The sequence below is a fragment of the Pseudomonas sp. P1_F7 genome, from assembly GCF_056405655.1.
Map to the genome: position 1 here is coordinate 1 of NZ_JBFUBR010000084.1, position 502 is coordinate 502.

1 protein-coding gene is annotated in these 502 nt (G+C 43.4%); it reads left to right on the forward strand.

The genetic code is table 11. From position 1 onward, the window contains the following. Positions 1 to 5: 5 nt before the first annotated feature. Positions 6 to 502: 2-oxoglutarate and iron-dependent oxygenase domain-containing protein (locus tag AC1D1M_RS31480; protein ID WP_477778704.1), on the forward strand; the 497-nt coding region annotated here is incomplete at its 3' end.

Here is a 502-nt window from a genome sequence, read left to right on the forward strand (position 1 = left end):
CTGAAATTCCAGTCATAGCTGAAATTCCAGTCATAGATATATCGTCGCTCATAAATGGCGAAAATCCGCTGAAGGTGGCAAGCCAAATAGGTGATGCATGCGAAAAGGTGGGGTTTTTTTATATAAAAAACCATGGCATTAACCAGCAGTTAATAGATGAGATGTATGCGCTTACCAAAAGTTTTTTCAAGCTTCCTTATGAGGAGAAGAACAAGCTTAATGTCGTGAATTCCGGGCTCACGCTACGTGGTTATATACCGATGTACGCGGAAAACGTCGATCCTGGTAATACCCGYGATTTCAAAGAGTGTTTTGATTGCGGAGCTCATTATGATGAGGTCTCTCCATTTTTTGGTCCTAATCAAATGCCGTCTGTACTGCCGCAATTTGARAAGGTTGCCGAAGATTACCATTCCTCTGTATTGGCACTCGCGCGAATGCTTATTGGCGGGATCGCGCTGAGCTTGGGTTTACCACAAGATTACTTTGAACATCTTCAGCG